The following is a 9,245-nucleotide window of genomic DNA, read 5'->3' as shown; positions in this document are numbered from 1 at the left end:
GATCTGATCGCCCGTACCCCGGAGGAACATCGCGCCCGCAAGATCGATGTGCGATTGCGCCACGAGGTGGTCGAACTCGATATCGCCGGGCGCCGGGTCCGCAGTCACGACCTGGCGAGCGGAGCCGAAACCTGGACCGGCTACGACGCACTCGTCCTGGCGACGGGCGCCCGTCCGATCCGTCCCGACCTGCCCGGTATCGATGCACCCGGGGTGCACGGAGTGCAGACCCTGGACGACGGCGAAGCCCTCATCGCCACCCTGTCGGCCACCACGGGCCGGCGTGCCGTCGTGGTCGGTGCCGGCTATATCGGCGTCGAGATGGCGGAGGCGCTGATCCGGCGGGGTTTCGAGGTGACCGTCGTGCATCGCGGGGCCGAACCCATGTCGACACTGGATCCCGATATGGGGTCGCTGGTGCGGGAGGCCCTGTGCGGAATGGGGGTGACGGTGGTGGGCGACAGCGCGGTCGGGGAGATCCGGACCGGACCCGATGGCCGCGTATGCGCCGTGGTGGCCGGTGATGCCGAATATCCCGCCGATGTGGTGGTGCTGGGCATCGGGGTGGTTCCCGAGACCGGTCTGGCTGCGGCGGCCGGGCTCCCGCTCGGTGAACACGGCGGCCTGCTGACGGATTCGGCCATGCGGGTGCGCGGGTACGAGGACATCTGGGCGGGCGGGGACTGCGTGGAGGTGCTCGACCTGGTGTCGGGGATGAGCCGTCATATTCCGCTGGGGACCCATGCGAACAAGCACGGTCAGGTCATCGGCGCCGGTATCGGCGGCGGCTACGCGACTTTCCCCGGGGTCGTCGGAACGGCGGTCAGCAAGGTATGCGATCTCGAGGTGGCGCGTACCGGGTTGCGTGAGAAGGACGCGCGCGCCGCGGGTCTGCAATACGTCACCGCGACGATCGAATCGACCGGGCGCGCAGGCTATTACCCCGACGCGGCCCCGATGACGGTGAAGATGCTCGCCGAGCGCAGGACCGGAAGATTGCTCGGCGTGCAGATCGTGGGGCGCGAGGGCGCGGGTAAGCGGGTGGATATCGCGGCGGTCGCGCTGACCGCGCGGATGACCGTAACCCAGATGACCGCACTCGATCTCGGCTACGCGCCGCCGTTCTCGCCGGTCTGGGATCCGGTGCTGGTCGCGGCGCGTAAGTCGGTGCGCGCGGTCGAGGAGCGCGGTTGAACTCGCCCGCCCGCCTACCCCGTACTATCTTCCATCGTCAGTACGGAACGGAACGGGTCGATGAAGGGGGCGGTGTGCGGGCCGGGGGTATCGGGATCGGGCAGCACCGGGAGCTACGCATGAAGAGGGCGGCAGGATGAACTCCGACGCGAACGCCGGGGGCGCCGACCCCGCCGACATCCTGGACGCGGTGACCGAACCCATGCCGAGAGTACGGGAGGCGACCGATACCCGGCGCCGCCTCGCGGCCGCCGAGGACACCGTGGCGCGGCAGACGATCACCCCGGGGGTGCACCGGGTCGCGCTACCCGACGACGGACTCGCCGAAGTCGTCTGCGTGCACTGCGGGACCCAGAGTCGTGGTCCGCGCTGTTCGGCCTGTGAACGCCCGCACCGGGTCCAGGACCGCTTCGAGGCCGATCTGGGCGTGGCCGGTCTCGTCACCGATCGCGGGATCCTGCACGCGCGTAACGAGGACGCGGTGGCCGCCGCTGTCGTCCCCGACGAGGACGGCAGCCCGGGGACCATCGTGCTGGTGGTATGCGACGGGGTGTCCTCTTCCCCGGATCCGCAGGCGGCCTCCGGTACCGCGGCGCGCACCGGTGTGGACGCCTGCCTGGCCGCGCTGGCCGGCGACCGGACCGCGGAGGAGGCCGCGGCCGCGGGGATGGCCGCGGCGTCCGAGGCGGTCCGCAATCTGGTCGGTCCGGACGGGGACGCGCCCTCGTGCACATACGTCTCGGCGATCGTGCGTTCGGAGGCGAACGGGCAGACCTCGGTCACCGTGTCCAATATCGGGGACAGCCGGGCCTATTGGCTGACGGCCGGGGAACCGGCCGCCGAACAGCCCGCCCGGCCCGGCCATCCGGCGGCGCTGTCGGCCGCGCAGAAACTCACCGTCGACGATTCCTGGGCGCAGACCCTGGTCGAGGCGGGCGCGATGGACGAGCAGGCCGCGATGGCCGATCCACGAGCCCATACCCTGATGCGCTGGCTGGGCGCGGACGCCGGTCAGCATCCCTGGTCCGCGGACAGTATCCGCACCTATTACGTGGAGTCGCCCGGACTGCTGCTGCTGTGCACCGACGGGCTGTGGAACTATCTGCCGGGCCCGGCGGATCTGGCCCGGCGTGCGATGGGCGCACCGACAGTGGACGCGGCCCGCGCACTCGTCGATTACGCCGTGGTCTGCGGCGGCAGCGATAACATCACGGTCGCGCTGGCCCCGGTTTCCGGCGGTTCGTGAGCGCTGCTCCGAGCACGGCAACTTTCCGGCAATCCGGGACAGGTGGCCCCGCCACGCGGTCGCGCTCGGTTCGCGCGCTGCGGACACCACGGATATCCGGTTGTCCGCGGTGTTTGCAAAAGTGCGAAGTCGGGTACAAATCCGGAAAGCCGGTGCCGGCACCCCGAGGTCGGACCGGGTGAGCAGGTACGCACCTACCGCAAGGAGGTTCGTCATGAAGGGTGGCCTGTCCGCCGCTCCGGGAACAACCATGGTCACCACGAATCATGAGGTCATCCGCCAGTGGGCGCAGCGGCGCGGTGCGAACCCGGCGACGATGCCCGGTGGCCGGTACGACGGTGAGGTGGGCGTGCTGCGGCTGGACTTCCCGCATTACGGGGGTGCGGTTCTGCAGCCCGTCAGCTGGGCCGACTGGTTCGCGAGCTTCGACGCGCGCCGGCTGAGTTTTCGCTACCAGGAATTTCGCGCAGACGGAACGCCGAGTAACTTCTTCCGCCTGGAGCATACGCACGATATGTGAACGTGAGGCATTTCACTTCAGGGGTTTACGCCGGGACGCTTTCGGCTATTCGTATAACCGGAAGGTTGCTCGAGTAAGCTGAGAAGCGGGCTGTCGCGTCGGTACGGGGATGCGAAACCCGCGCCGCGGCACGCCACGTGCGTCTGCAAGGGAATGAAAATTTGAGCGCGAACCTGATGATCGTGGAAGACGACGACCGGGTCCGGGGTGCTCTGCGCCTGGCGATGGAAGACGAAGGCTACGACGTCGCGGAGGCCGAAGAAGCCGAGGCCGCGCTCACTCACCTGCGCACGATCGGCGTGCCCGACGTGATGATCGTCGATCTGATGCTGGGCGGAATGGATGGGTTCACCTGCATCCGCGAGATCCGCCGGGACCACGATGTACCGATCATCGTGGTCAGTGCCCGCGACGATACCCACGATGTGGTCGCCGCCCTCGAGGCCGGCGCCGACGATTTCGTCACCAAACCGTTCGAGATCAAGGAGATCACCGCGCGGATGCGGGCACTGCGCCGCCGGGCGCGGTTGTCCGTGGAACGCGAGGCCCCGATCGAAGTGGTCCTCGATGCCGATCCGGACGCGCCGCTGATCCTGTCCCCGGACGGCGGCGCGGTCCGGCGCGGCGAGGAAGAGATCGGTCTCACCGTCACCGAGTTCCGGCTGCTGTGCGAACTCGCCGAGGCGCCCGGCCGGGTATTGAGCCGTGACGTCCTCCTGGAGCGCGTCTGGGACCGCGGTTTCTTCGGTGACGAGCGGATAGTCGATGTGCATATGCGCAGATTGCGAACCAAGATCGAGCGCGATCCCTCCGATCCGCGGATCGTGGTCACCGTTCGTGGCCTCGGTTACCGGCTGGACGTGCAGCGCTAACCGATGAACAGTGTGCGTAGCGATACCGGGATCGGACCCGATCCGGGGCGCTGGAGCCTGCGCAGCCGCGTGACGACCGCGTTCGCGGCATCCTCGGCCCTGATGACGCTGGTCCTGGTGGTCGCCGTGTTCGCGGTGGTCAGCGAGGAGAGCCGGACCTTCGGTGAACGCCTCCGGCACCGGCCCGGCCTGCTGATCGGCTGCGCCGTGGTCGCGGCGCTGGCCGGTGCCGGCGCCGGGATCTGGGTCGGCCGGCGGATGCTGAAACCGTTGCGCGATGTCGCCGAGGCCGCCGCGCGGATCGCCGCCGGTGAACTGGATACGCGACTACCCGATAGCAACGACCAGGACCTGGCGAGTACCGTGGCGTCCTTCAACAGAATGATCGACTCGCTGCAGCGTCGCATAGATCGGGAACATCGCCTGTTCGGTGATGTCAGCCACGAATTGCGGACCCCGCTGACCACCCTGACCACCGCCGTGGGTGTACTGAACAAGTACCGGGACGACTGCCCGCCGCGTTCGCGCCAAGCCTTGGATCTGGTGACCGCCGAGGTGGAACACCTACGGCGGCTGCTCGACGATCTGCTGGCGCTGGCCCGGGTGGAGGCCGGTATGCACCACGGCGACGCGGATCCGGTCTCGGTGGGTGACCTGCTCACGCACACCCTCAGTGACAGCCACCGCCCGGCCGGGCTGCTCACCGTCGACGACGAGGTGACGGTGCTCGGCCGCAAACTGGAACTCGAGCGTGCCGTGCTCAATGTGCTGAAGAACGCCGATAAGCACGGCGGGGGTGTGGTGGGTGTCACGGTACGCCGCGACGGCGCGGAAGCGGTGGTCGAGATCGACGATGCCGGACCCGGTGTGGCGGCCACCGACCGCGACCGGATTTTCGAACGTTTCGCCACTTCACGGTCGGGACGGCGCTATGCCACCGGTGGCACCGGAATAGGCCTGGCATTGGTCGCCGAAACTGTGGCGACCCATAAGGGCCGAGTGGAATGTGTCGAACGTCCCGGTGGTGGAGCCCGTTTCATTCTCCGGCTTCCGGTTATACAAAGAGAGGAACGACGTCATACGCCTGTAACACGATCGTAAAGAACTCGACCAGGTCACCTCAAAGTTTGTTCGTAAGCCTGGGAAAGTACTGCAAGCAGACATCGGAGTTGTATGTCTTTACAAACTGAGTCCACGCAGACCGCCGGCCCCGCCGGCGCCGACTCGACCACTTCGTCCGCCGCGACCGATGCGGAGCCCGCCAGTACCGGCGTGGTGCTGCGCGCGCCGCGGATCGCCGACGCCGCGAGGCTGTGGCAGATCGCCGACGAGTCGCAGGTCCTGGATGTCAATTCGAGCTATGCTTATCTTCTGTGGTGCCGCGATTTCGCGACCACGTCCGTGGTCGCCGAGAGCGACGGCCGTGTGGTCGGCTTCGTCACCGGCTACCTGAGACCCGAGGCGCCCGGAACACTGTTCGTCTGGCAGGTCGCCGTCGACACCGACCAGCGCGGCCGGGGCACCGGCGTCGCCATGCTGGACTGGCTGGTATCCACCGTCACCGCGCCCGGCCACCCCGCCGGCGGCAGCGTCGACGCGCTGGAGACCACCGTTTCTCCCGATAACCCCGCCTCGATCGCCATGTTCTCGTCGCTGGCCCGCCGCCGCGGCGCCGAAATGGTGCGCAGCGATCTGTTCGACCCGGATGTATTCCCGGACAATCACGCCGCCGAGGACCTCTACCACATTTCTCCGATCGCCCGTAAGAACGAAAGGGATCACTGAGATGATTACCCCCGAAACGACGATCTTCGATGAACTGGAATCCAATGTCCGCGGTTACTGCCGCTCCTGGCCGACGGTTTTCGAAACCGCGCAGGGCGCATGGCTGCGCGATGAGAACGGCAAGGATTTCCTCGATTTCTTCGCCGGCGCGGGCGCGCTGAACTACGGCCACAACAATCCGCTGCTGAAGTCCGCCCTGCTGGACTACATCGCCGGTGACGGCATCACGCACGGCCTGGACATGTCCACGGTCGCCAAGCGCAAACTGCTGGAAACCGTGCGTGACACCCTGCTGGCCCCGCGCGGACTGAACTACAAGGTGCAGTTCCCCGGCCCGACCGGAGCCAACGCGGTCGAGGCCGCGCTGAAACTGGCGCGCAAGGTGACCGGCCGGCAGACCATCCTGAGCTTCACCAACGCGTTCCACGGCATGACCCTGGGCGCCCTGTCGGTGACCGGCAACGCGATGAAGCGCGCCGGCGCCGGTGTCCCGCTCAACCACGCGACGCCGATGCCCTACGACGGCTACTTCGACGGCACCACCACCGACTTCCTGTGGATGGAACGGGTGCTCGACGATTCGTCGTCCGGTCTGGATCGCCCGGCCGCCGTCATCGTGGAAACCGTGCAGGGTGAGGGCGGTGTGAATCTGGCCCGTGACGAATGGCTACGCCACCTGGCCGCACTGTGCTCCGAGCGCGGGATCCTGCTCATCGTCGACGATGTCCAGATGGGCTGCGGCCGTACCGGCCCGTTCTTCTCCTTCGAATCGGCCGGTATCACCCCCGACATCGTGACGCTGTCCAAGTCGATCGGCGGCTACGGCCTGCCGATGGCACTGGTGCTGATGAAGCCGGAACACGATGTGTGGTCACCGGGTGAGCACAACGGCACCTTCCGCGGTAACAATCCGTCCTTCGTGACGGCGCAGGTGGCGATCGAGCACTATTGGTCCGATGATGTACTGGAGAAGTCCACCCTGGCCAAGGGGAAGCGGGTGGCCGCGGCGCTGAACGAGATCGCCGTGGCCGTTCCGGGAATATCCACTCGCGGCCGTGGCCTCGTGCACGGGTTGGTCTTCGACGACGCCTCGCAGGCCGGGAAGGTCTGCCAGGTCGCGTTCGATCGTGGTCTGCTCACCGAGACCTCGGGCGCGTCCGACGAGGTCGTCAAACTGCTGCCGCCGCTGACCATCGCCGATGACGAACTCGATCAGGGCCTGCACATCCTGAGTGACGCCGTCGAAACCGTTTGCAGCTGAAAGGGAAAAACCGAATGATCGTTCGCACCACCGAAGAAATCACCGGCACCGACCGCGATGTGGGTGCCGAGGGGTGGCGGAGCAAGCGCATCGTGCTGGGTGGCGACAAGGTGGGATTCTCGTTCCACGAGACCACCATCGAGCCCGGCACCACCCACGTCTTCCACTATCAGAACCATGTGGAAGCGGTCTGGCTGGTGGAGGGTGAAGGCACCCTGACCGACCTGACCAACGACCGCACCTACGATCTCGCGCCGGGCACCATGTACCTGCTCAACGGGCACGAGAAGCATGAGGTGCGGACGCGGACACGGATGCGGATGCTGTGCGTGTTCAATCCTCCCGTCACCGGACAGGAGGTGCACGACGAGAACGGCGTTTATCCGTTGATCGCCGTTCCGGCCGACTGAGAGGAAGGACGAACGACGTTGGTAGACAATCGGATCGATCGCTATCCGACCAGAATCGCGGAGCGCCTGCCGCAGCAGGAGCGGCACGACGCGACTGTGTGGGGCCGGATCGGCAACGCGGAGCTGGCTGCGTTCGATACCGACGGTTTCGCAATGATGGATCGTCTGCTGTCCCCGGAAGAGGTGGCCGAGTATGCGGCCGAGATCGACCGGCTGGCAGGCGATCCCGCGTTGCGGGGTGACGAACGGCTCATCGTCGAGAAATCGTCGCAGCAGGTGCGCTCGGTATTCGAGGTGCACAAGCTGAGCCCTGCGGTGGCGGAACTGGTGCGGGAATCCCGGGTGGTCGACCTGGCCCGGCAGGTACTGGGTTCGGATGTGTACATCCACCAGAGCCGGGTCAACTATCTGCCCGGATTCGGCGCCGGTTTCTACTGGCACTCCGATTTCGAGACCTGGCATGCCGAGGACGGTATGCCCTCGCCTCGGGCGGTGAGCCTGTCCATCGCGTTGACCGACAACTACCCGTACAACGGCAGCCTGATGGTCATGCCGGGGTCCCACCAGACGTACGTGCCCTGCCAGGGCGCGACACCCGCGGACCATTATCGGGAGTCACTGCGTGAGCAGGAGATAGGGGTGCCGAGCAAGGCCGATATCACCGATCTGGCCCATAAATACGGGATAACCCAGTTCACCGGTCCGGCCGGTTCGGCGCTGTTGTTCGACTCGAACATCATGCACGCGTCGGCGAACAACATCACGCCGTTCCCGCGGTCGAATATCTTCCTGGTGTTCAACAGTGTGGAGAACACCCTGGAGGAACCGTTCGCCGCGCCGGAACGACGGCCGGCGTATATCGCCGATCGCGAATTCGCGCCGGTATAGGGCGGCGAACCGCCCATGGCGACGGGGACGAACCCGCGAGGTTCGTCCCCGTCGCCATGTTCGAATCATCTACTGCGCCGGGACTGTTCCCGCGCACGGTAGGACCGGGTCCCGCCGTGCAATACGCGGAACACGGTGAGCCAGGCCTCCGGTGGTACGAAGCCGACCGCGAGCCCGGGCGCAACACCGGCCGCCGCGCAGGCGCCCGCTACGGCCGGCGCCGGGTGGGCGCGCCGCAGTGAGGCGGCGAACGAGCCGCCGATTCCCGAGAATCCCAGTTCGACGAACCTGCGGTAGCTGTCCCGGGCCTGCGCCGGGAGTAGCGGTTCGGCGCGGGGGGCGATCCGCAACAGGGCGGCGTCGACGTGCGGTACCGGGAAGAATTCGCGCCGGTCGAACCGGTGCCCCAGGGTGAATTCGGTATCCGGCCAGTGCGTCACGGTGAGTTTGGACCAGCGGCCGTAATCGCCGGTGTGCTTGCGGGCGAACTCGTATTGGGTGAGCAGCGTCGCCGCGGTGAGCTGCCGGGCCGCCAGGCACCACCGGACGATATCGGTGGTCACCGCGAACGGGATATTGGCGACCACCGTGAACGGTTGCCGCGGCGGGCGGACGATCCGGAAATCGCTGTGTACCACTCGAAAACGCGGATTTCCCGCGTAGCGCGCGGCCAGGCGCCGCGCGTAGTGCGGGTCCTTCTCGTAGGCGATCACCCGGCCGGCGCGGTCCAGAAGCGGACGGGTGAGCATTCCGTCGCCGGGTCCGATCTCGAGGACGAGATCATCTCGTCCGATACGGGCGGAGCGCACGATACGGTGCGCGGTCGCCGGATCGGTGAGGAAGTTCTGGGACAGCTGTTTACGGGTCGCGGGGCCGCGGGCAGGCGTAGGCCGGTCGTGGCGGGACATGGATCCTCCGGAGAGTGGGCCGAATCGAGAGATGCCTGATTCGCCCGGACCCATGCCGGGTGCAGAAGCGGCGCGCAGAGGCGCCGAATGGGGTCGCGACGACTGGCCGGCCGATCAAGTGGCCGGCTGTCTACGGCCGGATGCCCCCGCGGTGGGGACGC

General features: G+C 67.2%; 10 protein-coding genes. 9 read left to right on the top strand and 1 reads right to left on the bottom strand.

Features of this window, described 5'->3' with window-relative positions; genetic code table 11:
• The 9 genes from ACWDU1_RS02200 to thpD form a co-directional block, all read left to right on the top strand.
• Window positions 1–1,194, top strand: a 1,194-nt coding sequence (locus ACWDU1_RS02200) for an FAD-dependent oxidoreductase (protein WP_449995140.1), incomplete at its 5' end; no start/stop codon positions are given.
• Between the two features lie 136 nt (window positions 1,195–1,330).
• Window positions 1,331–2,440 carry a PP2C family protein-serine/threonine phosphatase gene (locus ACWDU1_RS02195; protein WP_449995138.1) on the top strand — a complete coding sequence of 370 codons (1,110 nt, stop codon included), beginning with the start codon at window positions 1,331–1,333 and terminating at the stop codon, window positions 2,438–2,440.
• 214 nt (window positions 2,441–2,654) lie between these two features.
• Window positions 2,655–2,960 (top strand): hypothetical protein, encoded by a 306-nt coding sequence (locus tag ACWDU1_RS02190; RefSeq protein ID WP_449995136.1) that lies wholly within the window; start codon window positions 2,655–2,657, stop codon window positions 2,958–2,960.
• A gap of 161 nt (window positions 2,961–3,121) precedes the next feature.
• A complete protein-coding gene (locus tag ACWDU1_RS02185; RefSeq protein ID WP_449995135.1) occupies window positions 3,122–3,832 on the top strand; it encodes a response regulator transcription factor in 711 nt (236 codons plus the stop codon).
• A 3-nt stretch (window positions 3,833–3,835) separates the two neighbouring features.
• Window positions 3,836–4,933: a sensor histidine kinase gene (locus tag ACWDU1_RS02180; RefSeq protein ID WP_449995133.1), complete on the top strand. Its 1,098-nt coding sequence runs from the start codon at window positions 3,836–3,838 to the stop codon at window positions 4,931–4,933.
• A 171-nt stretch (window positions 4,934–5,104) separates the two neighbouring features.
• Window positions 5,105–5,617 carry a diaminobutyrate acetyltransferase gene (gene ectA / locus ACWDU1_RS02175; RefSeq protein ID WP_449995131.1) on the top strand — a complete coding sequence of 171 codons (513 nt, stop codon included), beginning with the start codon at window positions 5,105–5,107 and terminating at the stop codon, window positions 5,615–5,617.
• A gap of 1 nt (window position 5,618) precedes the next feature.
• Window positions 5,619–6,878 carry a diaminobutyrate--2-oxoglutarate transaminase gene (gene ectB / locus ACWDU1_RS02170; RefSeq protein WP_449995130.1) on the top strand — a complete coding sequence of 420 codons (1,260 nt, stop codon included), beginning with the start codon at window positions 5,619–5,621 and terminating at the stop codon, window positions 6,876–6,878.
• Between the two features lie 14 nt (window positions 6,879–6,892).
• A complete protein-coding gene (locus ACWDU1_RS02165; protein ID WP_449995129.1) occupies window positions 6,893–7,288 on the top strand; it encodes an ectoine synthase in 396 nt (131 codons plus the stop codon).
• A gap of 18 nt (window positions 7,289–7,306) precedes the next feature.
• Window positions 7,307–8,176 carry an ectoine hydroxylase gene (gene thpD, locus ACWDU1_RS02160; protein WP_449995127.1) on the top strand — a complete coding sequence of 290 codons (870 nt, stop codon included), beginning with the start codon at window positions 7,307–7,309 and terminating at the stop codon, window positions 8,174–8,176.
• Between the two features lie 65 nt (window positions 8,177–8,241).
• Here thpD and erm read toward each other — a convergent pair whose 3' ends face one another.
• Entirely contained in the window at window positions 8,242–9,084 is an 843-nt protein-coding gene (erm, locus tag ACWDU1_RS02155) for an ErmE/ErmH/ErmO/ErmR family 23S rRNA (adenine(2058)-N(6))-methyltransferase (RefSeq protein ID WP_449995125.1), read from the bottom strand.
• Window positions 9,085–9,245 lie beyond the last annotated feature (161 nt).

It is taken from the genome of Nocardia sp. NPDC003345 (assembly GCF_053589395.1).
This window is presented reverse-complemented; position numbering and strand designations above follow the sequence as displayed.